Source organism: Streptomyces sp. SCA2-17, from assembly GCF_044336695.1.
In genome coordinates, this window is sequence record NZ_CP117521.1 from 706,358 (window position 1) to 728,201 (window position 21,844).

At 72.8% G+C, this 21,844-nt stretch carries 19 protein-coding genes; 1 reads left to right on the forward strand and 18 read right to left on the reverse strand.

Features of this window, described 5'->3' with window-relative positions; all coding sequences use genetic code 11:
* Positions 1 to 2 precede the first annotated feature (2 nt).
* From PS271_RS03085 to PS271_RS03155, 15 genes are all read right to left on the reverse strand, one after another.
* Positions 3 to 1,556, reverse strand: a complete 1,554-nt coding sequence (locus tag PS271_RS03085) for an MFS transporter (protein ID WP_398379867.1) — start codon at positions 1,554 to 1,556, stop codon at positions 3 to 5.
* Positions 1,553 to 2,389, reverse strand: a complete 837-nt coding sequence (locus PS271_RS03090; RefSeq protein WP_398379869.1) for a class I SAM-dependent methyltransferase — start codon at positions 2,387 to 2,389, stop codon at positions 1,553 to 1,555. The genes PS271_RS03085 and PS271_RS03090 overlap by 4 nt, the downstream gene beginning before the upstream one ends.
* Complete coding sequence (locus tag PS271_RS03095) at positions 2,386 to 3,882, reverse strand: amidase (protein ID WP_398386654.1); 1,497 nt, start codon at positions 3,880 to 3,882, stop codon at positions 2,386 to 2,388. The genes PS271_RS03090 and PS271_RS03095 overlap by 4 nt, the downstream gene beginning before the upstream one ends.
* A 1-nt stretch (position 3,883) precedes the next feature.
* Entirely contained in the window at positions 3,884 to 4,159 is a 276-nt protein-coding gene (locus tag PS271_RS03100; RefSeq protein ID WP_398379871.1) for a hypothetical protein, read from the reverse strand.
* Positions 4,149 to 5,657 carry an aminopeptidase P family protein gene (locus PS271_RS03105; RefSeq protein WP_398379873.1) on the reverse strand — a complete coding sequence of 503 codons (1,509 nt, stop codon included), beginning with the start codon at positions 5,655 to 5,657 and terminating at the stop codon, positions 4,149 to 4,151. The genes PS271_RS03100 and PS271_RS03105 overlap by 11 nt, the downstream gene beginning before the upstream one ends.
* Before the next feature lie 35 nt (positions 5,658 to 5,692).
* Positions 5,693 to 6,694 (reverse strand): ornithine cyclodeaminase family protein, encoded by a 1,002-nt coding sequence (locus PS271_RS03110; protein ID WP_398379876.1) that lies wholly within the window; start codon positions 6,692 to 6,694, stop codon positions 5,693 to 5,695.
* Positions 6,691 to 7,953 carry an aminotransferase class I/II-fold pyridoxal phosphate-dependent enzyme gene (locus tag PS271_RS03115; RefSeq protein ID WP_398379878.1) on the reverse strand — a complete coding sequence of 421 codons (1,263 nt, stop codon included), beginning with the start codon at positions 7,951 to 7,953 and terminating at the stop codon, positions 6,691 to 6,693. The genes PS271_RS03110 and PS271_RS03115 overlap by 4 nt, the downstream gene beginning before the upstream one ends.
* A complete protein-coding gene (locus tag PS271_RS03120) occupies positions 7,950 to 8,909 on the reverse strand; it encodes an alpha/beta hydrolase (protein WP_398379880.1) in 960 nt (319 codons plus the stop codon). The genes PS271_RS03115 and PS271_RS03120 overlap by 4 nt, the downstream gene beginning before the upstream one ends.
* Before the next feature lie 8 nt (positions 8,910 to 8,917).
* Positions 8,918 to 9,847, reverse strand: coding sequence for a hypothetical protein (locus PS271_RS03125; RefSeq protein ID WP_398379882.1), 930 nt, complete (start codon positions 9,845 to 9,847; stop codon positions 8,918 to 8,920).
* A gap of 61 nt (positions 9,848 to 9,908) precedes the next feature.
* Positions 9,909 to 10,757, reverse strand: a complete 849-nt coding sequence (locus PS271_RS03130; RefSeq protein ID WP_398379883.1) for an HpcH/HpaI aldolase/citrate lyase family protein — start codon at positions 10,755 to 10,757, stop codon at positions 9,909 to 9,911.
* A complete protein-coding gene (locus PS271_RS03135; protein ID WP_398379885.1) occupies positions 10,754 to 11,707 on the reverse strand; it encodes an isopenicillin N synthase family dioxygenase in 954 nt (317 codons plus the stop codon). Before PS271_RS03135 ends, PS271_RS03130 begins: the two co-directional genes overlap by 4 nt.
* Before the next feature lie 32 nt (positions 11,708 to 11,739).
* On the reverse strand, positions 11,740 to 12,288 hold the full coding sequence (locus PS271_RS03140) for a MaoC family dehydratase (protein ID WP_398379887.1): 549 nt from the start codon (positions 12,286 to 12,288) through the stop codon (positions 11,740 to 11,742).
* Positions 12,285 to 13,961, reverse strand: coding sequence for a 2-isopropylmalate synthase (locus PS271_RS03145; RefSeq protein ID WP_398379889.1), 1,677 nt, complete (start codon positions 13,959 to 13,961; stop codon positions 12,285 to 12,287). Before PS271_RS03145 ends, PS271_RS03140 begins: the two co-directional genes overlap by 4 nt.
* A 653-nt stretch (positions 13,962 to 14,614) precedes the next feature.
* Positions 14,615 to 16,159 (reverse strand): outer membrane protein assembly factor BamB family protein, encoded by a 1,545-nt coding sequence (locus PS271_RS03150; protein ID WP_398379891.1) that lies wholly within the window; start codon positions 16,157 to 16,159, stop codon positions 14,615 to 14,617.
* A gap of 113 nt (positions 16,160 to 16,272) precedes the next feature.
* Positions 16,273 to 16,947 carry a GGDEF domain-containing protein gene (locus PS271_RS03155; protein ID WP_120758224.1) on the reverse strand — a complete coding sequence of 225 codons (675 nt, stop codon included), beginning with the start codon at positions 16,945 to 16,947 and terminating at the stop codon, positions 16,273 to 16,275.
* Between the two features lie 212 nt (positions 16,948 to 17,159).
* Between PS271_RS03155 and PS271_RS03160 the strand changes: the two genes are divergently transcribed.
* The gene (locus PS271_RS03160) at positions 17,160 to 17,639 is read left to right on the forward strand and encodes a DUF779 domain-containing protein (RefSeq protein ID WP_398379894.1); all 480 of its coding nucleotides are present in this window, start codon (positions 17,160 to 17,162) and stop codon (positions 17,637 to 17,639) included.
* Here the strand turns inward: PS271_RS03160 and PS271_RS03165 are convergent.
* The 3 genes from PS271_RS03165 to PS271_RS03175 all read right to left on the reverse strand — a co-directional run bounded on the left by PS271_RS03165 (position 17,576) and on the right by PS271_RS03175 (position 21,765).
* Entirely contained in the window at positions 17,576 to 19,783 is a 2,208-nt protein-coding gene (locus PS271_RS03165; RefSeq protein ID WP_398386655.1) for a putative bifunctional diguanylate cyclase/phosphodiesterase, read from the reverse strand. The two genes, PS271_RS03160 and PS271_RS03165, sit on opposite strands and share 64 nt — an antisense overlap.
* A 257-nt stretch (positions 19,784 to 20,040) precedes the next feature.
* Entirely contained in the window at positions 20,041 to 20,865 is an 825-nt protein-coding gene (locus tag PS271_RS03170; protein ID WP_398379896.1) for an SAM-dependent methyltransferase, read from the reverse strand.
* 258 nt (positions 20,866 to 21,123) lie between these two features.
* A complete protein-coding gene (locus PS271_RS03175; protein ID WP_398379898.1) occupies positions 21,124 to 21,765 on the reverse strand; it encodes a GNAT family N-acetyltransferase in 642 nt (213 codons plus the stop codon).
* Positions 21,766 to 21,844: the final 79 nt, after the last annotated feature.

Consider the following 21,844-nt stretch of genomic DNA (forward strand, 5'->3'; position numbering starts at 1 on the left):
GATCACCCATCGGTGGTGAGGGGGGCCGCGCGCCGTTCCCGGAGCCGGCGCAGTCCGTAGCCGGCCACGAGGGAGAGCGCGAGCAGCAGGAGGATCGCGAACGCCACGGCGAACACGTCGTGGAGGGCCAGGCTCCGGACGCTCCGGCCCGCACCGTCGGCGCCCGGCAGGCCGGCCGCATGCGCATGGTACGCCTGGCGGATCGTCAGGAACGCCGCGCAACCCGCCGCGCCGACCGATCCACCGAGGCTGCGCGCCATGTTGAAGAGCAGCGATCCGGAGGCCGCCTGGTGCGCGCTCAGCGCGCGGGTGGCCATCAGGCCGAGCGCGGCGAGCAGCAGGCCGGAGCCGACGGAGCGGCACATCAGGGCGATGACGATCAGGACGTACGGCGGCGAGGAGCCGGCGAGGAAGGGCAGCAGCGCGGCCGTCGCGAACAGGAGGGCGCCCGTGCACGACACGAGGTAGGTGTCGATGCGGCGCAGGAAGAGCGGCAGGCCGAGCGCGATGGCGAGCTGGACGGTCCCGCCGTAGAGCGAGACGGTGGCGATGTCGGCGGCGGAGAAGCCGAGCGTGGTCAGGTAGACGGGGATGAGGACGTAGCTGGAGTACACGGCCACGCCGCCGACGACGTTGAACACGCAGCCGGCCAGGAACGGCCGCAGCCGCAGCAGCCGCAGGTCGACGAGCGGGTAGCGGCTGCGCAGCTCCGTCACGACGAACAGGACGGCGGCGGCGATCGCCGCGCCGGCCACGAGGGTCACGACCGCGGAGGAGAACCAGCCGCGCTCCTGGCCGGTGTCCAGCGCGTACTGGGTGCAGCCCAGGCCCACCACGGCCGCCCCGGCGCCCACGGCGTTGACCCTGCGCCCGAGCGGGGATGCCTCCGTGCGCATGTGCCGCAGCCCGGGCAGGGCGAGCCACAGCCCGAGCGCGCCCACCGGCGCCGCCACGCAGTACAGCGCGCGCCAGCCGGTCCACTCCCCCAGGGTGATGCACAGGACGGGGGCGAGGACGTACGAGCCGGTGACCAGGATCGAGAACGTCGAGATCGCCTTCGGGTGCTTGTCGCCCGGCAGGAGCACCACGATCGCGTAGTAGGCGAACGGCATGATCGCGCCGCTCGCCGCGCCCTGCACGACGCGCGCGACGAGCAGGCTCTCGAAGCTCCACGCGCAGGCGGACAGCAGCGCGCCGCCCACGAACAGGCACACCAGCAGGACGAGGTACGTCCGGGCGGGGAACACGCGGGTGAGGAAGGCGCTCAGGGAGAGGGTGATGAGCTCGGCGGTCGCGTAGGCCGAGATCACGAGTGCGCCCTTGGCGAGCGGCTCGTCCATGCTCTCCTGGATGCTGCCCAGCACGGTGCTGGTCATGGCCAGGTCCAGGACGGTCATGGCGGCGGCGATGATGCAGCCGAGGACCGCGCGCCAGACGAGCGGGGAGAGCGCAGAGGGGCCGGCCCCCTGCCCCTCGGGCCCGCCGGGGGCGGCCGCCGCCGGGCCCGCCTCCCCCGGCAACTCCGCCGGTTCCACCGCCGGCTTCGGCTCCGTCACGACCCGCCCTCTGCGCCGGCGGGCTTGCGCCCCCACGCGTACACCGTGAGCGAGCGGAGGTCGGTGAAGCCGGGGTCCGCGCACAGGTCCATGACCGCGTCGACGTCGGCCTGCGTCAGGAGGCCCGCGCCGACCAGGTAGGCGCCCTCCTGCCGGATGTTGGCGGCGGACAGCGCGCCGTAGGGGCCGCGCTCGCCCAGGCAGTTCGCCCGCGTCAGGACCTCGATGTCGCGCAGGCCGGCGCGCGCGAGCCGGGACGGGAGGGTCTGCGCCCACCGGTGCATGTCGGAGCCCTGGGCGAGCCAGCTCGTCTCCATGGCGCCGAAGAAGCGCCGGACCGGCTCGTACACCGAGCCCTCCGCCGGCATGAGCAGCGGCTCGCCGAGCGCCAGCCGGCCTCCGGGCTTCAGCCACCGCACGGCCTTGGCCACCAGTTCCTCGCGCTCGGGCAGGTGGCAGAAGGTGAAGCGCGAGTGCACCAGGTCGAACGTGCCGGGCGCGAAGTCGAGCTCGCGGATGTCGCCGGCGCGCCATTCGAGGTTGGCGCGGTCGGTGTCGGCCAGGTACCGGGTGTCCATGTCGACGGCGAGGACGGAGCCGTCCGGGCACTGGTCGGCGGTCCAGCGCGCGACGGAGCCGGCGCCCGCCCCGATCTCCAGGCACCGCCAGTCGCGGCCGAGCCCGAGGTTGCGCAGCACGGTGCGGGTGTCGGGATCGCCCCACGCCTGGAGCAGCTGGAGCCGCTCGAACTCCTCCGGTGTGTCCTTGCTGAGCGCGCCCGACGCGTAGTCGGTCGCCAGAGCCTTCGCTGGACGGCTCGCTGTACGGCTCATGAGTTCCCCCCTGTACGCCCTGCGGGCGTCCCTGTGCGGCCGAGGCCGATACCCGTACCCATCCCCGTATCCATGCCCTGCGGGCGGCGGTGCCGCTCCCCCAGTTCCGCCTCCAGCACCTCGGCCACGCGGAACACGGTCGCCTCGTCGTGGGCCCGCCCGACGATCTGGAGCCCGATGGGCAGCCCGTCCGCGGCGCACCCGATCGGCAGCGACAGGGCCGGATGGCCGGTGACGCTGAAGGGGATCGTCTGCATGTCGTTGGCGAGCTTGGGCGGCGGCCAGTTCTCGGGGAAGTCGCTCCAGCGCGCCGCGGTGGTCTGGCCGCACACGGTCACCAGGACGTCGTGCCGCTCGAACACGGTCGCGTCGAGCCGCCGCTTCAGCCATCGCCGTACGTCCAGGGCGCGCAGGTAGTCGGCGGCCGCGATCCCGGCGCCGGGCATCACCCGCTGGTACGTGTAGCGCCCGAAGGAGCGCGGCCGGTGGCGCAGGTCGTCCTGGTGGACCGCGAACGCCTCCGCCGCGAAGACGACGCGCCCGCACGCGTTGAACACGTCGTACGGCGGCAGCGTGACCTCTTCGACGGCCGCGCCGTGGCCGCCGAGCACGCCGAGCGCCCGCTGGATGCCGGCGGTGATCTCCGGCATCGTCAGGGGGTCGTCGGCGTACCAGCCCGGCGAGGTGGCCACGCGCAGCCCGGCGACCCCGCGGCCCAGGGCCGCCATCCAGTCGGGGGCGGGGGCGCCGGTGGTGCGCGGATCGGCCGGGTCGGCGCCCGCGACCACGTGCAGTGCGGCGGCCGCGTCGGCGACGGTCCAGGTCAGCGGCCCGAAGTGGTCGAGCGTCTGCGACAGGGTCTGGGCGCCGTGCCCGGACACCCGCCCGTAGGTCGGCTTGAGTCCGACCGCGCCGCAGTGGAACGCCGGGCCGCGGGTGGAGCCGCTGGTGTCGGAGCCGATGGTGACGCGGGTCAGCCCCGCGGCGACCGCCGCGCCCGAGCCCGACGACGAGCCGCTGGGGACGTGCTCCTCGCTCCACGGGTTGCGGGCGGGCGGGACGGGCAGGTCGAAGCTGGGGCCGCCGACCGCGAACTCGAACGTGGTCAGCTTGCCCAGCCCGACCGCGCCCCCGGCCCGCAGGCGGCGCTCCACGGTGCTGTCCGTACGGGCCACGTCGCCGGTCCGCAGCCACGAGGCGTTCGTGGTGGGCACGCCCTCCGCGTCGAAGATGTCCTTCAGCGCGTACGGGATCCCGTGCATCGGGCCGCGGTCGGTGCCGGCCCGCAGGTCGCGGTCGGCCGCGGCGGCCCGCTCCAGGGCGGTCTCCTCCGTGACGAGGATGAAGGCGTGCAGCGCGGGGTCGAGCCGGGCGATCCGGTCGAGGGCGTGCCGGGTGAGCTCGACGGAGGTGAGCTCACCCGCCCGCAGGAGCGCCCCCGCCTCGGGAACGGACAGCTCGTGCAGTGCCGTTGCCTGCCGAGCCGAGGGCATGTCAGGCACCCGGTCTCTCCTCGTCGTCGCCCGTACGGGTCTCCCCGCCCGTACGGCCGTGCTGGTCGGTCTCCACGCCCCGCAGCAACGCGGTCATGTCCCGCAGCCCCCGGTAGCCGGCCAGGACACCGCCCTTGAGGTCGGCCGGCACCTCGATGCCCAGCCGGCCGGTGAGGGCGTCGAACTCCGCCTCGGCGGCGGACTCCGCCGCGGCAGCGGGATCCGCCGCCGCCGCGGAGTCCGCCACGAGCGCCGCGCGGGCGTCGTCAGTTGCCATCGAGGCCCGGTTCCCGGGGGCCCGCCTCGCGCTGGGCGGCGAGCCAGGACTCGACCTCGTGCGACTCGGTCGGCAGCGCCTCGGTCAGCAGGCGGTTGCCGGTGGCGGTGATCAGGACGTCGTCCTCGATGCGCACGCCGATGCCGCGCAGCTCCTCGGGCACCAGCTCGTCGTGCGGCTGGAGGTAGAGGCCGGGCTCCATGGTCAGGACGTGGTTCTCGCGCAGGACGCCGCGGCCGTAGTGCTCGGGCCGGGCGTGGCCGCAGTCGTGGACGTCCAGGCCGAGCATGTGGCCGAAGCCGTGCAGGGACCAGCGGCGGTAGGCGATCGACGCCGGGTCCATGGCCTCCTCCACGCTGCCCTTGAGGATGCCGAGGCTGAGGAGGCCCTCGGCGAGCACCCGGTTGCAGGTCGCCTGGATCTCCGCGAAGGCGGTGCCGGGGGCCATCTTGGCGAGGCCGGCGGTCCGCGACGCGTGCACGATGTCGTACACGTCGCGCTGGGCCTTGGTGAACGTGCCGGAGACCGGCAGGACGCGGGTGACGTCGGCGGTGTAGCCGTTGTTGTTCTCGATGCCCATGTCCATGAGCAGGATCTGCCCGGGCTCGACGACGGCGTTGTTGTGCGACCAGTGCAGGATCGTGGAGCGGGGGCCGCCGGCGGCGATGGAGCTGTAGCCGAGGCTGTTGCCGGCGATGCGCGCGCGCCAGGTCATGATGCCCTCGATGTACCGCTCGGGGGTCGGGGCGTCGGGGCGCAGGCGGCGGGCGATGTCCTCGAAGCCGAGGATCGTGGCGTCGACGGCCTCCTGGAGCTGGGCGATCTCCCACTCGTCCTTGTCCAGCCGCAGCTCGGACAGGACGCTGGCGAGCATGGCGTCGCGCTCGGCGTTCTCGGAGGTGGCGGGCAGCGCGCCGCGCTCCAGGCCGCCGTCGATGCCGGTGTCGTAGCCGCGCAGGACGCGCGTCCGGTCCGAGTCCGCCAGCTTGGCGAGCACGGCGGGCAGTTCGTCCAGGGGGCGCGTGGCGATGCCGAGGATGGCGGACTTCTCCTCGGGGGAGAAGCGCCGGCCGTGCCAGATCTCGCCGTCCATCCGGTCCAGGTACGCGGCGCCGGCCCGGTGGTCCAGGCGGGGCTGTACGTAGAGGACGGCGTCGTGGCCGGTGGCCGTGGGGTGCATGACCAGGACGGAGTGCGGCTCCTGATCGCCCGTCAGCCACAGGAAGTCGCTGCCGGCCCGGAACTCGTAGGGGGCGCCGAAGGTGCGCGAGCGGTGGCTGCCCGTCGGGATCACGAGGGTGTCGCCCGGGAAGGCCGCGGAGAGCTGGGCCCGGCGGCGGGCGAGGTGCTTGACCTGCGGTACGGGCGTGAGGTCGGTGTCCTCCTCCTCGCGCCAGCCGGAGGCCATCAGGTCGAGGAACTTCTGCGGGATCTGCGCGTCGTGGGCGCCCGAGATCTCCTCGCGTCCGATGTTCGCCCTGTTCGCCATGCTTGCCATGCGTTTCCCTCCCTTGGTCGGGGGCGTTCCGGCGGTCACGGGGCAGCACCCGTCAGCCGGAAACCCTCGAAGTCGTCGCGCCCTGCCAGATGGGCACAAGTGATCAAATCAAGATACGCGCACCCGGTCGAGGCGAAGATCGTCCCCTGTTTCGTGAACTCCTCGGCGCCCGGGGCGAAGAGGGCGTCGAGCTCGATCGCCCGGGCGTGGCTCTCACCGGCCTCGGCGAGCGCCGTGCGCAGGTCCTCGACGATCACGACGCTGCTGTTCAGCAGCTCGGCGGACACCTCCCGTGACGCGGTGGTGTGCGCTCCCATGCAGTTGATGTGCACGTGGGCGGGCAGGCCGTCCCCGATCGGCAGCGGGCGCACCGAAGTCGTCGCGGTCGAGAGGATGTCGGCGCCCCGGGCGGCGTCCTCGGCAGAACCGGCCACGACGACCTCGACGTGCCGGCCGTCGGCGGCCGCCATCTCCTCGATGTCGCGGGCGAAGGCCGCGGCACGGTCCGGGTCGCGGGACCAGACCCGGACCTCGGCGAGGTCGCGCACCGCGGAGACGCCGAGGAACTGCCGGCGCGCCTGGACGCCCGACCCGATGATGCCCAGGACGCGGCTGTCCGGCGCGGCGCACCGGTCCGTCACCAGCGCGGTGACGGCCGCGCACTTGAGGTTGGTGACGGTGTCGCCGTCCAGCGTGCCGAGGAAGCGCCCGGTGGAGGCGGAGAACACGGGCACGACGGAGGTGACGGTGGCGCGGCGGCCCGGTACGGGGGACGCCACGATCGTCGCGACCTTGTTGATGTAGAGGTCGTGGTCGGGCGACACGGCGGGCATCGAGATGAACTTCGCGCCCGCGGCGTCCTCGACGGTCTCCCGCGGCGGGACCAGCATCCGGCCGACGGCGCCGCTGCACAGCGCGTCGCGCATGGCCCCGGCCAGGGACCGGACGAGGGTCACGGACTCCGCGGAGGCGGGGCCGGCCGCCTCCGGGGGGTCCGTCGCCGGCAGGCAGTCCGTTATCCGGATGCAGTCCGTCATGCGGCCCCGTCCAGCACGTCGTCCAGGACGTCTTCGAGGACGGTGACGAAGTCCTCCGTCATGGCGGTGGTCATGTCGCCACGCAGCATCAGGCGGACGCCGGCCTGCCCGCGCGGGACGACCGGGAAGAACATCGCCGAGCAGTAGTAGCCGCGCCGGTAGAGCTCGGTGGAGAGCCGTACCGCCTTCTCGTTCTCGCCGACCGTGACGAACTTGATGTGCGATCCGGCGCCGCGGACGTCGCGGCCCTTCATGCGCCGGTCGAAGATCGCGACGTTCTCGGCGAGTTGGCGCTGGCGCACGCCGAGCTCCGGCGAGCGGTGGACGGCGATGCTGCCCAGGGTCGTGCCGATGGCGGCGGTGCGCATGCCCTGGGACCAGCCCATCGGGCCGGAGCGGTAGAGGAAGTCGAAGACGCTGGACGAGCCGAGCATGGCGATGCCGCCGGTGCTGCCGAAGGCCTTGGCGGTCGAGGCGACGATCATGGTGCGTTCGTCGAGCTCCCGGAACACCGACCGGGCGTAGCCCTCGCCGTGGGGGCCCTGTGTGGAGAGGGCGTGCGAGTCGTCCAGGTAGACGTACAGGCCGTACTTCTCCTGGAGGGACTTGATGCCCTCCAGGTCGGCGAGGCCGCCGGTGGAGTACGCGCCCTCGCACACGTAGGCCACGCGCGGGTACTTGCGGCACACGTCCTCAAGGAACTGCATGTCGTTGTGCGGGCTGGTCAGCACCATCGTCTCGTCGGCCACGACCGGCTTGACGAAGTTCATCGAGAAGTGCGCGAACCGGTCGAACACCATGACCAGCGGCTCGCTGCCGGTGAGGTGCCCGGAGGCCAGGATGGGCAGTACGGCGGCGCTGGTCACGCCGCAGGAGATCGACGGCAGGACGGGCCCGCCGAACAGGCCGGCGAGCTCCTCTTCCAGGCGGTGGGCGGCCTCCAGGCGGATCCGGAACTCGGCCATGGCCAGCCCCGTGATCTGCTGCTCGCGCAGGGCCGCGACGCCGGCCTCGACGACGGTGGGGTGGCTGTTGAGGCCGAGGTAGGAGCACGAGGCGAGGTTGAGGAACTCGTGCCCGGTGCGGACGTCGCGCAGCCGGTTCTGGCCGTGGGTGGCGTCGACGCGGATGTCGAGCATCCCGTGGTCGCCGGCGAGCTTCCACGCCGCCTCGCCGGCCGGGACCATGCGCTGGTTGTTCCGGAACCGGTGCGGTCCCGTCACCGCCTCGGCCTCGGGGCCGGTCACGGTGTCGCTCATGAGTTTCCCTCGTTCCGTGCGCCCTCGCGGGGCGCCGCCGTGCCGGGCTCGCGCAGGAAGGCGCCCAGGCGCGCGAGCGCCTCGCGGGCCTTGGCCAGGCGCGAGTGGTGCAGGTGCCAGACGTGGACCATGCCGGGCCAGACCTCGATGGTGACCGGGGACCCGGCGGCGGCCAGCTTCGCGGCGAACCGCTCGGAGTCGCTGTGCAGCATCTCCCGCTCGCCGACCTGGATGAGCACCGGCGGGAAGCCGTGCGGGTCGCCGTAGTGCGGGGAGGCGTACGGGGTCTCGGGGGCGGTTCCGTCGAGGTAGGCCTCGGCGACGTCGTCGACCACCGACCGGCTGAGCAGCGGGTCGATGTCCTCCTTCGTCGTGAAGGTCTCCCCCGTGCCGGCCAGGTCGGTCCAGGGGGAGACGACGGCGGCGGCCGCGGGCATGGGCAGCCCGCGGTCGCGGGCGGCGAGCAGGGCAGCGAGGAGGAGACCGCCGCCGGCGGAGTCGCCGGCCATGACGATCGCTTCCGGCGCCCAGCCCTCGTCCAGCAGGGCCGCGTAGACGGCGACGGCGTCCTCGACGGGAGCCGGGAACTTGTGTTCCGGGGCCCGGCGGTACTGCGGGTGCAGGAACGCGCAGCCGGCGCTGCGCGCGGCCTCGGCGACCATGCTGCCGTGGCTGGTCTGCGTGCCGAACACGTAGCCGCCGCCGTGCAGCCAGATGCCGATCCGGGCGGGGTCGGCGTCCGGCGGGGTGAGCACGTAGGCGGGCACGCCGCCCGCCTCGCGCTCGGTCACCCGGACGTCCGCGGCCACCGGGGTGCCCCACTGGTCGTAGAACGCGCGGCCCTCGAAGAGGTCCTCGGGCCAGTCGCCGGCGTTCAGCAGGCCGAGCAGGTCCGCGAGTTCGGTCTCGTCGGCGGGGCTCATGGCCGGGGCGTCCGGCCGGTGCAGCAGTGACATGGGGTGCCTCACTTGCCGGGCGCGGCGGGGCTCTGGGCGGCGAGGTCGGTGTCCACACCACGGTGGTAGCGGTTGTGGTCCGGGGTGTCCAGGTCCGGCACCTTGACCTTGACCTCGGGAATGTCCAGGCGGTAGTGGCGGTACCAGTTGTTGAGGTTCTCGCCGTCGGTGAACTGGAGCTCGATGTGGCGCAGCGGGCGCTTGCCGGGCCGCTCCGGGTCGGCGAGGCGCGGCGTCGAGCCGGCGTGGGCGAGGCCGCCGTCGACCTCGTTGTTGAGGACGACCATGACCATGTCGTCCTTGAGGTCGACGTCGAGGGCGACGGCGTGGCGGGCGAGGACGGCCTCGGTGTGCTCCTGCTTGACCGCGACGTTGTAGCTGTGCGGCATGAGCTCGATCAGGTCGGCCGGGTCGACGCCGTTCTCCCGGCAGTACGCGCGGGTGTCGCACACGATCGGCAGGCCGCCGTCGATGTTGGTGTTGGGGCCGTAGACGTTGCCGATGAACGTCGTGGCGGAGTCGAAGTGGACGCACTTGGTGGTCAGGAACTCGCGCGACTCGGTGTGGTCGGAGTTGGGCGTGAAGCTGGTGTTCTTGTTGAAGCCGTCCACGTCCATGCTCGCGACCTGGTCGTAGCCCATGGGCAGCGGCGAGTGCGTGGCGGGGTCGACGGCGGCGGCGAAGGCGCGGAAGACCGCCTCGAAGTAGTCGCGCACGGCGGCGGCGTCGGACTCGCGCCGGATGTCCAGGCCGTGCCGGGCGAGCAGGGCGCCCGCGCCGTGGCAGACGGCCAGGCCGGCGCCGTCGGCGACCAGTTCCACCAGGCGCGCGACGAGCGCGTCGGGCACGCCGGCGAAGCTCCCGCCGGTCAGCTCTACGGGGTAGGCGGAGACGTCGACCATGGCCTGGCTCGCGACGTCCGTCATCGGGGTGCTCACAGTGTCCTCCACGGGTGCCGGCCCGGCCGTGCGGGACCGGGGCCGGCGTAGGTTCGGTGGATCAGCGGATCGGGCGGGCGATGCCGTCGTGCAGCGCGAGCATGCGCCGGGCCCGCAGGACGAACGGCGGGGCGAGGACCCTGTCCTTGCTGACGGCGAAGCCGCGTTCGTCGGCCTCGTAGTCCTTGATCGTCTGCCGGTACTCGTCCAGCTCGGCCGGGGGGACGCTGAAGGTCTCGACGATCGTGTCGACCTGCTTGGGGTGGATGGCGGCCTTGCCGGTGAAGCCGCACTGCTTGGAGGCCTCGCACTGGGCGCGGACCACGTCCATGTCCCACAGCTCGAAGGAGTTGGTGTCGATGACGGGCAGGCCGTAGCGGGAGGCGGCCACGCACATCCGGGACCGGGCGTGGGCGAGGTAGTTCTCGTCCTGGGCCCACATCTCGGCGACCAGGTCGGCCTGCCCGAAGCACAGGCCCTCGCTGGCCGCGGCGATGTCGAAGGCGTTCTCGACGGCGTCCAGCGTCTCGATGAAGGAGCAGATCTCGGGCGGGTCGTCCAGGCCGGCCAGCAGGGACCGGTAGATGGCGACGTCGCGGCCGGCGGCGACCTTCGGCACCAGCACCGTGCGCAGGGGCAGGCCGCCGATGCGCCCGCCGAGGGCGAGGATGGTCTGGAGGTCGAGCAGGCCTTCCGGCGTCTCGATGCTGTTGATGCGCATGGAGACCCCGGTGAGGCCGGTGCCGGTCAGGTCGACGGTGCCGAGCTGCTCACGGGCGGTGGGCTTGGCGTCCTTGGGGACGGAGTCCTCCAGGTCGAGCACGAGCTCGATCGACTCCCGCGGCACGTTCTTGAGCAGGGTGTCCACGCGTGACGCCGGGACGTAGAACAAGCACGGGTCGACCTTCACGAGCGGGCCTCCCGTCCGAAGAGCGCGTCCATCTTCTGCAGCGAGAACGTCTCGTAGCGGATGGGCTCGTACGTGGCCGGGCGCTCGCGGGTGAACTTCGGGAAGGCCTCGATGACGGCGTCGTCGTTGGCCAGCTTGAAGAAGACGATCGACTGGCGCGGGCGGTCCACGAGCCGCACCCGGTGCGGCGTCGAGACGTACTCGTCGTTGGACCAGCGGGCCATGAGGTCGCCGATGTTGACGATGAAGTGGTCGCGCTCGGGGACGTCCACGTCGAGCCAGGTGCCGGACAGGTCGCGCAGCTGGAGGCCGGGGCCGTCCTCGGTGAGCAGGGTGATGAGCGTGCCGTCGGTGTGCTCGCCCATGCCCTGGTCGTTGAGGAACTCCCGCTGCACGCCCGGGTAGTACTGGGAGCGCAGCGAGTCGTTGGAGCGGTCCGTGCGGGTGGCGAAGAAGTCGCGCGGCAGTTCCAGGGCGACGGTCAGCAGCTCGGTCACCCGCGAGGAGACGGTCTCGCACGCGGCGAAGTAGGCCTTCAGGGCGGCGCGCAGCGCGCGTCCGTGCTCGTCGGCGGGGAAGGGCAGGTCCTCGGAGTCGTCGAGGACGAGGCGCCCGACGCTGAACTTCTCGACGTAGTCGGACGGCATGCCCTGCTTGCCGGTGTAGGCGTAGGCGTTCTCCGACAGCAGCGCGCTGTAGCCGTAGGGGCTGTAGTCGTTGTCGCCGCGGGCCGTGCTGGTGCGCATCGGCAGGGCGTCCTTCTCGGCGGCGGGCCGGCCGAAGAAGCCGAGGGACAGCTCGTAGGCGTCGTCGAAGACCTTCCGGTCGATGCCGTGGCCGCGGACGATGAAGAAGCCGGCCTCGGTGCAGGCCCGGGAGATCTCCTCGGCGACCTTCTCCTCGTTGCCGTGCAGGGCGTCTTCCAGATTGATCACCGGTAGGACGGTCATGGGCGCCTCCTGTGTTTCAGGACCGGGGTGTCTCAGGACTGGGGTGTCTCAGGGCCGGGGCCGCCGACCGGGGCGCCCGGCCGGCGCATGGCCGCCAGGACGGTGCGGTCGAACTCGATGACCTGGACCCCGTCCTGGTTGCGGCCCACCGTGTGGACGGTGACGATGCCCTCACCGGGCCGGGAGCCGGACGGCCGCTTGCCGGTGATCGTGGTCTCGGCGTAGAGCGTGTCCCCGACGAAGACGGGGGCGCTGAGCCTGACCTTGTCCCAGCCGAGGTTGGCGACGGCCCGCTGGCTGATGGTCTTGACCGTCATGCCGTTGACGATCCCGAACGTCACCAGGCTGGACACGAGCAGCTTCTTGAACTGCGTCCCCGAGGCGTAGACGTCGTCGATGTGGAGCGGGTGCAGGTTGAGGCAGAGCAGCGAGCTCCAGATGTTGTCCGTGGTGGTGATCGTGCGGCCGGGGCGGTGTTCGAAGACGTGGCCGACGACGTAGTCCTCGTAGGCCAGGCCCGCGTCCTCGCGGAACCGGCCGGGCTCCAGCTCGACGTAGGCCGGCAGGGCCGGGTCGCTCATCGCGTTCCTTCCTTGGGCCCGGCCGGCTGCGGCTCGGGCGCGCTGTCCTCGGGTCTCGCCCCGCTGCGGTGCAGGGCCGACAACACCGCGTTCACGGCCGCGGCGCGGGCCGTCCCGCCCAGGCCCACGCCCCACACGGGCCGCTCCTCGACGAGGATCCGGGCGTAGCAGGCGTGCGCGGCGCCGGTCGCGGACCCGGCGCCGTCGTGCTCCAGCCGGTCCGTCCCGGCGCGTACGCCGCGCTCGCGGGCGGCGGCCAGCACCGCGTCCGCCGCGTCGCCGGGGTCGTCGCCGGTGACCGTGCCGGTTGCCGGGAAGCCGGCCCAGCCGCCCGGGTCGCAGTACTGGGCGCGGAAGGCGTCCCAGATCCGCTCCGGTTCCAGCTCGGCGCCGCTCGCGTTGGTGACCTGCTGGATCGCCGCGGCGAACTCGACGCGCAGCGGGGCGGGCAGGTCGAGGCCCCAGCCGCTGCGCAGGACGTACGCGATGCCGCCTTTGCCCGACTGGCTGTTGACGCGGATGATCGCCTCGTAGCTGCGGCCGATGTCCTGCGGGTCGATCGGCAGGTACGGCACGTCCCAGGGCAGTTCGGCGGGTGCGCGGCCGGCCGTCGCCGCCTGGTCGCGCAGGTGGGCCAGGCCCTTGGCGATGGCGTCCTGGTGCGTGCCGGAGAAGGCGGTGAAGACGAGGTCGCCGGCGTAGGGGTGGCGGGGCGGCACGGCCATCTCGGTGCATTCTTCCGCGGTCTGACGGACCGCCGGGAGGTCGGAGAGGTCGAGCTGCGGGTCGATGCCGCGGCTGAACAGGTTCAGCGCGAGGGTGATCAGGCAGACGTTGCCGGTGCGCTCGCCGTTGCCGAAGAGGGTGCCCTCGACGCGGTCGGCGCCGGCGGCCAGTGCGTACTCGGCGGCGGCGACCGCGGTGCCGCGGTCGTTGTGCGGGTGGACCGACAGGATGACGGAGTCGCGCCGGTCGAGGTGGCGGTCCATCCACGCGATCTGGTCGGCGAAGACGTCCGGCGCGTGCATCTCGACGGTGCTCGGCAGGTTCAGGATCAGCGGCCGTTCCGGGGTCGCGTCGACGATCTCGGCCACGGTGTTCGCTATCTCCAGGGCGAAGCCGGGCTCGGTGACGTTGAACGTCTCGGGCGAGTACTCGAAGCGGATGTCGCCGCCCGCCCGGTCGGCGAGGCGCACCATGCGCTCCGCCCCGTCGCGGGCGAGCGCCATCACCTCGGAGGGCGTCATGCGGAAGACGACCTCGCGCCACAGGCACGCGGTGGCGTGGCAGAGGTGGACGACGGCGCGGTCCGCGCCGCGGATCGCCTCGAAGGTGCGGTCGATGGCGTCCGGGCGGGCCGAGGTGAAGACCGAGACGGTGACGTCGTCGGGGATGTGACCGCCGGTGACGAGGTGGCGCACGAACGCGAACTCGGTCTCGGCGGCGGAGGGATAGCCGATCTCGATGTCCTTGAGACCCAGGCGGACCAGCAGGTCGAACATCGTCCGCTTGCGTGTGCCGTCCATCGGGTTGGCCAGGGCCTGGTTGCCGTCCCGCAGGTCCACCGAGCTCCACAACGGCGCCCGGTCGAGCGGGCGGTCGAGCCACGGGCGCGGCGCGCCGGGGCCGGGCAGCTCCTGCGGTACGGCGCGCCGGTAGCGGTGGACCGGCATTCCGGAGGGCTGCTGGGTATTCCACCAGGGTTGGCCGGCCGGATGGCCGACGGCAGACGACGGCGTCCTCATAAATTCCCCCTCGGCTTACCTGTGCGCTGTTCACGAACAATGAAGCCTCGGGATCCGGCCCCATCCGAGCAGGGGGAAATGCCGGGACTAACAGGCCATAGAACGGGCGGCCCGGACCGGACAGATGAAGAAATTCCCCCGTATAGCGACTGCGGCGAGGCCCGCACCCTGCGCGCTATTGCGCCTCGTTGGCGGTGAATTCCCTCGCTCCGCAGCGAACGTATCGACAGCGTTCAGCACTGTCAAGGGATCAGCGGTCCGGCGCTTATCGCTCCGGTACGGGCCGGAAATTTTCGCGATACGAAAACGGAATCAATTCTTCAGAACATGCGATCCAGGCCACACCCGCCAGTACAGTGTCACAAAACTCCGTGGACATAGAGGGGCATTCAGCCCCATTCCACTTTGCTTACATCTCAGCATACGGACAAGATCTTGTTTGCGTCCGCAGGGCCGCCCCTACCGTGAACCTGCCCGTGCAGGAGAGGGATTCCCTCAATGACCACCGGCGGGGCGATGCCGGGGGAGGACTGTCATGCCGAATAGCAGCGTTCCGCACCCGTCGCTACCGCGACTTCGATTCAGGAAGCGGGAAGGGCGATCAGGGACTTCTGGCGGGACTTGATATCGGTACCCCGGTCTTCCGTCACATAGCCGGCCGAGAGGTAGAGCGTGCGGCCGTGGGTGACGGGATAGGGGTCGGAGCCGATCCAGGCCGTGGTGGGGGTGGGGCGGTAGCGGCGTACTTCGGTCCGGGCACCGGTGTCCGGGTCGAAGCGCACCAATGCGGCCGCGTCGTGGATGTTGCCGGCGACGTACGCGAGGATCTCGTCCGGCTCCGAGGCCACCAGGTGGAACGTCTGGAGGTATCCGCCGGCCCGCTTCTCCCACAGGCGCTTTCCGGTCGTCAGGGACCAGGCCGCCATGCGGTTGTTGTCGTCGGGGTCGCCCTCCTCCTTGTCCAGCGTCATGACCAGCTTGTCGCCCCTGACCTGGACGTCCGCGGCGGGCGCGCTGCCGTCGTCCCCCGAGAGGTTGTAGCGGCGCCTGGGCTCGCCTTCGAGGCGGGTGCGGACGGCTCCGTCGTCCCCGAGGACGGTCAGGCGCATGGCCTCGAAGGGCCGTTCGGGGTCGTCGACGACGACCGGCGAGGTGGCGAGGACCTGGGCGTCCGTGCCGTGCTCGCCCAGCCGGTGGCGCCACTTCTCGCGGCCCGTCGCGGGATCGACCGCCACGGCGTACGAGGCGGTGTCGGCGCTGCCGAGGAGGCAGCGCTGGATGCGGACGAGCTGCTTGCCGCCGGTGTAACCCTGGCCCCGGCAGGTGTCCTTGTCACCGGCGCCCTCGTACAGGCCCTTGCCGCCCTCCTTCCACAGCTGCTTGCCGTCGCTGACCCGGAACGCCGTGGTGAGGCGGCCGTTGGCCGAGACGACCACCACGTCACCGCTGCGGGCGATCCGCGGCGTGCTGCCGGGCGCCCACTCGTCGGGTTCGAGCGAGTGCTCCCACAGGGTCCTGCCGGACGTCAGGTCGACGGCGTAGAAGGTCTCGCACTGCTCCCCCGCACCGCGGGCGAGGACCGCGACGTCTCCCGACGAGTCGGCCGACGCCTGGCACATGACGCTGCCCGAGCCGGGCGTGGGCGCCTCCCACACCCGCTTGCCGCGCTTGGGGTCGAGACCGACGATACGGTCCGGAAGCGCCTTGACCACGGCCTTGTCCGTGAACCAGAGGCCGCGGATCATCCTGGGGTGGCCGAGTCCGGAGCGGGTGTACGGCAGGCTCCACGACACGGTCCGGCCGCCGCCGGCGCGCACCGTCTTCTTGGCGGCCAGGACCATCCACACGCCCGCGCCCAGCGACGCGACCAGCAGCAGCGCGACCACCGCCGCGAGGACGACGAGCCCCGTGCGCCTCGCGGAGGCGGGGCGCGGCGGCACGGCCGGCGGTGCGCCCATCGGCAGCGGCGGTGGCGGCGTCATCCGCGCCACCGGCGGCAGCGGCGGCGCGGACGGCACGGGTGGCGCGATCACGTAGTCGTCAGCGCCCGTGCTCGTACCCGTACTCGTGCTCGTGTCCGCGTTCGTCCTCGTGCTTGTGTCGTTCTGCTTCGGCGGCTCGCCCATCCGGCTTCGGATCTCCTTTTCTCCGTCAATAAAGGAACAGTCATACCAAGTCGGGTTTCCCGGCGGCCCGCCGGGCGGGGTGCGGGCGCCGGGTGCGGGGAAGCGCGGGCCGCCTACGACGCGTTCCTGCGCATCGGTGCGAGCAGCGTGAGGTGCGCGGCGGGCCGGGTCCCCGGGCGGCCGTCACGGCGGCCGTTGGTGGTGCGGTAGACGTCCACGGGCCCGGCGGGGCGCCAGTGCTGGCCGAGGCGCTTGGCGGTGTACATCGCCTCGTCCGCGCCCCGCAGCAGGTCCGGCAGGGCGGCGCCCGGCCGGTGGCTGGTGCGGCAGACGCCGATCGAGGCGCGCGGGGAGAGCGTGACGCTGCCGGTCTCCAGGGGCGCCGAGAGGCGCGCGGAGAGGCTGTACGTCAGCTCCGAGTCCAGGTCGGCGTCCGGGGCGAGGCGCACCACGGCGGTGAACTCGTCGCCGCCGAGCCGCGCCGCGAACCCGCCCCGCTCCCGGCACCAGGCCGACAGGCGCCGGCCGACGGCCGCGATGACCTCGTCGCCGACGGCGTGCCCGTGCGTGTCGTTGATCTGCTTGAAGCCGTTGAGGTCGAGCAGCAGCACGGCGGCGTGCGGCCGCTTCACGGCCCGCTGCGCGCGGTGGGTGAACTCCTCGCGGCACATGAGGCCGGTGAGCGGGTCGGTGCGGGCGGTGCGCAGGCGGCGGACGAGGACGAGGGCGTGGGCGGCCCATCCGAGCGTCGGGGCGGCTATCGGTAAGGCCTGGAGCAGGAGGTTCATCGGGCACCTTCCGGAACGTAAGAGGTGGCCCGCCCGCATCCCTCGCCGTGAACGCGGGCAACGCCGTCGCGGCGGGGCGCGAGCGGGCCGGTGGGTGGGTCCGGTCATGCTGGAGATCCCCCGTTTCCCCGGGTTCGCCTCTGGCGGGCGGCCGCCGTCGGCGGCAGGCTGTGCAGTCCGGTCCGTGCCGCCCTACGGGAAGGAGATCCACCGTGAGCCCGCAGCCGACCCGCGTCTCGCGCGTCGCCCTCACCCCCGGTGCCGTGCGCCTCCTCCGCCTCCTCCGCGAGCGCCACGGCCCCCTGATGTTCCATCAGTCCGGCGGCTGCTGCGACGGCAGTTCGCCGATGTGCTATCCCGCGGGCGAATTCCGTACGGGCGGCTCCGACGTGCTCCTCGCGGAGCTGGCGGTGGAGGGCGTGCCGGAGCCCGTCGGCTTCTGGATGTCCGCGGAGCAGTTCGAGCGCTGGCGCCACACGCACCTCACCGTGGACGTGGTGCCCGGCCGCGGCAGCGGCTTCTCCCTGGAGGCGCCGGAGGGCCTGCGCTTCCTGCTGCGTTCACGGCTGCTGACGGACGAGGAGGCGCGGCGCCTGGGCGAGGGCGCGGGCGCCCGCGGTCCGGCGCGTCAGGACGCCGCGTCCACCAGCGACAGCGTGTGCAGCCGCTCCGGCGGGCCCGGCCGCGCGTAGTACCAGCCCTGTGCCGTGTCGCACCCGAGCACCCGCAGGTGCTCCGCCTGCGTGCCCGTCTCCACGCCTTCGACCGTCACCGACAGGTCGAGGGTGTGGGCGAGCGAGACGATCCCCTCGACGATCTTGACGTCGACCGGGTCCGCGGGCGCGCACTGCATGCCGCGGGTGAAGGAACGGTCCAGCTTGAGCGTGCTGACGGGCAGCCGGCGCAGGTAGGACAGGTTGGAGTAGCCGGTGCCGAAGTCGTCCAGGGCGATGTCCACGCCCAGGTCGGCGAGCTGGCGCAGCGGGCGCAGCTCCTCCTCGTCGGCGCCGATGAGGGCGTTCTCGGTGACCTCCAGGCACAGGGCCGAGGGGTCCAGGCCGGAGCTGTCGAGGACGGCGACGGTGTCGGCGACGAGGGCGGGGTGGCGCAGCTGCGACGGCGAGAGGTTGACGTTGACGCGCAGGGGCGCCTCGCAGGCGCCGTCGGCCCGCCAGGCGCGGGCCTGCCGCGCGGCCTCCTGGAGCACCCAGCGGCCGAGGGGCACGATGAGCCCGGTGCTCTCGGCGAGGGGGATGAACTGGTCGGGGCCCAGCACGCCGTGGACCGGGTGCAGCCAGCGCACGAGGGCCTCGGCGCCGCGCACCGTGCCGTCGGTGAGCCGGACGAGCGGCTGGTACTCGATGAAGAACTCGCCGTTGTCGAGCGCGGCCGGCAGGCAGTTGGTCAGGCTGTGCCGGGCGATGACGCGGGCGTCGGAGTCGGCGTCGGCCAGCTCGTAGCGGTTCCCGCCCGCGGCCTTGGCGCGGTACATGGTGATGTCGGCGCTGCGCAGCACCTCGGCGGGGCCGCACTCGCCGGCCGCGCCGTCCACGATGCCGATGCTGGCGCGTACGGACAGGTCGCGGCCGTCGAGGCGGACGGGCTCGGCGAGGGCGGCCAGCATGCGGCGGGCGAGGGCGGTGGCGTCGCTCTGCGCGGCGGGGCCGGTGAGCAGGGCGACGAACTCGTCGCCGCCGAGGCGCGCGACGAGCTCCGCGGGGGCGCCGGTGCAGGTGCGCAGCCGCTCGGCGACGGCGACGAGCAGCCGGTCGCCCACGGCGTGGCCCAGGCTGTCGTTGACGGCCTTGAAGCCGTCGAGGTCGAGGTAGCAGACGCCGAAGCGGTCGCCGCCGGGGGCGAGGGCGCGGTCGAGGCGCTCGAAGAACATGGTGCGGTTGGGCAGGCCGGTGAGGGCGTCGTGCGTGGCCTCGTAGCGCAGCTGCTCGTGCAGCAGGCGGCGCTCGGTGATGTCTTCCATGAGGGCCAGCTGGTACTGGGGGCGCCCGTGGGCGTCGCGCAGCAGCGCGACGGACAGGTCGGTCCACAGCACGCTGCCGTCGCCGCGGTAGTACGCCTTCTCCACGCGGTAGTAGTCGCGCTCGCCGCGGACGAGCTCGCTGTAGAGGCCCCACACGTCGGGCGAGTCGTCGGGGTGGACCATCTCGCCGACGTTCCGGCCGGTGACCTCGGCGGGGCGGGTGCCGAACATCCGGCTGAGGGCCTCGTTGACGTCCATGATGCGGCCCTCGACGTCCGCGATGCCGACGCCTATGGCCGCGCCCTCGAAGACGGCGCGGAACCGCTCCTCGCTGGTGTGCAGCGCCCGCTCGGTCTCGGCCTGCGCGGCGAGGGCCGCGCGGGAGAGGGCCTCCTGCTCGGCGAGGGTCCGCTCGCGCAGCGCGCCGGCGAAGCCCGCGGCCACGGCGTGCTGCAAGCGGGCGCAGCGGTCCCGGGCCTGCCCGGCCGTCAGGTGCCGGCCCGGCGGGCAGTACAGCAGGAGGTACGCGTCGATCGCGCCCAGGAGCGGGGTGAGGGCGTCGGGTTCGGTGCAGTGCGCGCGGACGATCGCGGCACCGACCTCGGCGGCGGGAGCCGGGTCGAAGGGCTCCGAGCGCAGCGCGGCGCGGAGCCGGCCGGCGAGCGGGACGAGGTGCTCCTCGAACTCGGCACGGGTCATGGGCGTCGCCGTCGCGGGGTAGACGGCCCGGCTCCAGACGGCGGCGAAGCGCCGCAGCGCGGCGTCGCCTCCCGGCGGGAGGCCTGCCGCGGCGGCGGCCTCGGCGGGGCCGGGCTCCGCTTCCTCCGGGCCCGGTGGCGCTCCCGCGTCGCGCACCATGTGTGCGTGCGCGTTGCGCGCCCCCGGCCGCCTCGTGCCCGGAACCACGTCCGAACTCCCGATCCCCACCCCGACCTCGGTTCCGCTTCCGCTTCTGATTCCGTTTCGGATTCCGCTTTTGGTTCCGCTGGTCCCGTCGGTCCCGGCCTCACTCCCCCGGTGAGGCCTTGTGACTTCTGCCCCGGCGGGACCGCCGGTAATCGAATCTGCGGTTCCGTCTCCGGATCCGCTCGACTCCGCGCCGGGCGGCGTCGCGGTCATGGTTTGCGCCCCAGGCCCGCGAAGCCGACGTACATCGCGGGGTCCTCGTGCGCCGCGGCGGGGGCGTCCGCCGGGTCGGGCCGCCAGTCCGGCATGGCCACCAGGCCGGGCTCGACCAGCTCGAAGCCGTCGAAGAAGCGCGCCACGTCCCGGTGCGCGCGCATGAGCAGCGGCGAGCCCACGTTGCGGTAGACGCCCTCCACTCCCTGCCCCTCCTCAGGCCTGATCGGACCGGTGTCGGTCGTCGCGTGCGTGAGGACGAGCAGGCTCCCCGGCGCGAGCGCGTCGCGCAGCTCGGCCACCGCCGCCCAGGGGTCGTCCTGGTCCTCCACGAAGTGGAGGACCGCCACGAGCAGCAGTGCGACCGGCCGGTCCAGGTCGAGGAGCCTGCCGACCTCGTCACTGGTCAGGATGTCACGGGGCTTGCGGAGGTCGGCGGGCAGGACGGCAGTGCGCGGGTCGCCCTCCAGGACGGCCCGGCCGTGGGCGACGGCCACGGGGTCGTGGTCGACGTAGACGACGTGCGAGCGCGGGTCCGCGGCCTGCGCGATCTCGTGGACGTTGCCGAAGGTCGGGATGCCCGAGCCGATGTCGAGGAACTGGGTGACGCCCTCGCCGACGGCGTAGCGCACGGCGCGCCGCATGAAGGCCCGGTTGGCCTGCATGATCTTCGGCAGCCCGGGATAGGCCTCCATGGCGCGCCGGGCGGCTTCCCGGTCGACCTCGAAGTTGTGCGAGCCGCCCAGGTAGTAGTCGTAGATCCGGGACACGCTCGGCACGGAGGGGTCGATGCCCGGGGGGACCCAGGTGGGGCGCTCCATCAGTCTGTTGCTCCAGCTCGTCTCGGGGACCTGTGAGCAGAGGCTACTGATCATTCGTTCGAATGGAAGCGTCAAGCGGAAATCAGCCATCCGCATGCCGCTGCCACCCGCCCCCGTCCGCACGGCGTCGATCATGCCAATAAATGACCATGAGGGGAAATATGCACCGATGCAGGCCCGCGGCGGCAGCGGCCGTCGGCGGTGGCCGCCCCGCGGGCCGGCGCGGGGCCACGGGAACGGCCCACCGCCCGGGCGCCGTCAGCCCCGCGGCTCGCGCCACATGGGCCACATCCGCGGCCCGCCGTCCGGCAGGTCGATGGGCGCGCCGGTGAAGACGAAGCCGAGGCGTTCGTAGAGCGCCTTGCTCCGGGAGTTGCTCGCCTCCAGGTAGGCCGGCATGCCCTCGCGGTCGCACCGGTCGAGGACGGGCGCGAGGAGCGCCCTCCCCCGGCCCTCGCCGCGCCGCCCGGGCGCGGCGACGATGTTCGGCAGGTAGTAGTGCGAGCGGTCCCCGGGGTGCGCCGCGCCCGTCAGCTCGCCCACGATCCGCGCCCGGTCGTTGCCGGGGGCGGCCTTCGCCAGCTCCTCGCCGATCCCGCCGTCGGCCGCCTCGCCGCCCTCACCGGTCTCGCCCGGCTCCCCCGCGCGCACCGGTATCCACAGCGCCGCCGCCGAGAGGTCGTCCGTCACGTCGACCCACCCGTCGCGCAGCGCCGCGTCCAGGAACACGCCGAAGAAGCCGGGGTGGACGGCGCGCCGGTGCGCCTCGTCCGGAAAGACCCAGCCGCTGACGGGGTCCTCCATGAAGGCCTCCCCGAGCAGCAGGCTGATCGCGTCCCGCTCCTCCTGCCGGGCCCGGCGGATCTCGGGGACGACGGAGGCTGCGGTTGTCTGATGCACAGTCATGGTTCCTTCCGTACGGGGTACGACGCACACGTGCTGTCCGCGCCCGATCGTACGGAGGTGCCACCTCCGCGCG

Coding starts and splice junctions, on each gene's coding strand:
- PS271_RS03110 (WP_398379876.1), bottom strand. CDS start 6,694: ATGACGGACTGCATCCGGATAACGGACTGCCTGCCGGCGACGGACCCC.
- PS271_RS03170 (WP_398379896.1), bottom strand. CDS start 20,865: ATGGAGCGCCCCACCTGGGTCCCCCCGGGCATCGACCCCTCCGTGCCG.
- PS271_RS03140 (WP_398379887.1), bottom strand. CDS start 12,288: ATGAGCGACCCGGCCCTGCCGGCCTACGTCGAGCTGGAGCCCGGCCGG.
- PS271_RS03120 (WP_398379880.1), bottom strand. CDS start 8,909: ATGTCACTGCTGCACCGGCCGGACGCCCCGGCCATGAGCCCCGCCGAC.
- PS271_RS03115 (WP_398379878.1), bottom strand. CDS start 7,953: ATGAGCGACACCGTGACCGGCCCCGAGGCCGAGGCGGTGACGGGACCG.
- PS271_RS03155 (WP_120758224.1), bottom strand. CDS start 16,947: ATGAACCTCCTGCTCCAGGCCTTACCGATAGCCGCCCCGACGCTCGGA.
- PS271_RS03145 (WP_398379889.1), bottom strand. CDS start 13,961: ATGCCGGTCCACCGCTACCGGCGCGCCGTACCGCAGGAGCTGCCCGGC.
- PS271_RS03135 (WP_398379885.1), bottom strand. CDS start 11,707: ATGACCGTCCTACCGGTGATCAATCTGGAAGACGCCCTGCACGGCAAC.
- PS271_RS03165 (WP_398386655.1), bottom strand. CDS start 19,783: ATGGTGCGCGACGCGGGAGCGCCACCGGGCCCGGAGGAAGCGGAGCCC.
- PS271_RS03090 (WP_398379869.1), bottom strand. CDS start 2,389: ATGAGCCGTACAGCGAGCCGTCCAGCGAAGGCTCTGGCGACCGACTAC.
- PS271_RS03095 (WP_398386654.1), bottom strand. CDS start 3,882: ATGCCCTCGGCTCGGCAGGCAACGGCACTGCACGAGCTGTCCGTTCCC.
- PS271_RS03100 (WP_398379871.1), bottom strand. CDS start 4,159: ATGGCAACTGACGACGCCCGCGCGGCGCTCGTGGCGGACTCCGCGGCG.
- PS271_RS03105 (WP_398379873.1), bottom strand. CDS start 5,657: ATGGCAAGCATGGCGAACAGGGCGAACATCGGACGCGAGGAGATCTCG.
- PS271_RS03150 (WP_398379891.1), bottom strand. CDS start 16,159: ATGGGCGAGCCGCCGAAGCAGAACGACACAAGCACGAGGACGAACGCG.